General features: G+C 74.6%; 1 protein-coding gene. It reads right to left on the bottom strand.

What is annotated here, in order from left to right:
- Positions 1 to 124: 124 nt before the first annotated feature.
- Complete coding sequence (locus AB0G02_RS36880) at positions 125 to 793, bottom strand: polysaccharide deacetylase family protein (RefSeq protein WP_360804135.1); 669 nt, start codon at positions 791 to 793, stop codon at positions 125 to 127.
- Between the last annotated feature and the right edge of the window lie 237 nt (positions 794 to 1030).

The following is a 1030-nucleotide window of genomic DNA, read 5'->3' as shown; positions in this document are numbered from 1 at the left end:
GGCGACGTCGCCCACGCACCCACCCAGGTCTGGCGGGGCGACGCGGAGGCCGCGGTCGGCAGCAGGAGCAGCAAGGCGGCCAACGCCGCCGTGGTGGAGCGCTTCACGGTCGCACCCTTCCCGTTCACCCGCGCGCGGGGCGGTCGAAGCGCCAGCCGTCGGCGCGCAGCTCGGGGATCAGCCGGTCCACCGCGTCCACGGTCTGACCGCGGTCGCTCGGGCCGTCGTGCATCAGGACCACGGCGCCGTCGGTGAGGCCGTCCTCGACCCGCCGCACGAGCTCGTCCACGCCCGGCGGCTCCCAGTCACCGATCGCGAGCTTCCAGCCCAGCGGCGTCATGCCGAGCTCCGCCGCGACCTGCGGGGTCTGCCCCCAGCTGCCGTAGGGCGCGCGGAAGTAGCGGATCGGCACGCCCGGCGCGGCGCGGTGGATGGCGGCGCTGGTCCGCTCCAGGTCCGCCCGGACCTGCTCCGGGGTCCAGCTGCCCATGTCGTCGTGCCGCATGCTGTGGTTGCACAGGGTGTGGCCGCCCGCGACGATCTCGCGAACCAGCCGGGGGTTGGCCTCCACGTGCTCGCCCCACAGGCAGAACACCGCCTTGACGTGGTGGCGGCGCAGCACGTCGAGCAGGCGCGGCGTGTCGACCGGGTTGGGGCCGTCGTCGAACGTGAACGCGACCGTCCGACCGCCGTGCCGGGTGGAGTCGACGACCACCGGTTCGGCCGCGTCGGCCGGCGCCGAACCCAGGCCGAGCAGCAGACCGGTGGTCAGCAGGACCGTTCTCCACCTCATCGTGAACCCCTTCCGTCGGACGAGCGCTGACCACTATCAGGTCGGCATCAAGCGCCCTACCAGAGGTTTCGCGGAAGTTTCGGGTCTCAACTGGCACGTCCGGCGGGGGCGGGCCGGGGTGCGCCCCCGGGGGGGGGGAGCCCGCGAAACCGGTGATTGGCCCCCACGTCGGGTGGGGGGGCCGCCCCCCCAACCCCCACTGCTACGTGAGCGCGGGCACCGGGGGCCGCCCCGCCC

Origin of the sequence: Actinosynnema sp. NPDC023658, from assembly GCF_040639995.1 — a bacterium.
GTDB lineage: Bacteria > Actinomycetota > Actinomycetes > Mycobacteriales > Pseudonocardiaceae > Actinosynnema.
The sequence above is the reverse complement of the archived record's forward strand: the minus strand, read 5'-3'. Positions and strand labels throughout refer to the sequence as shown.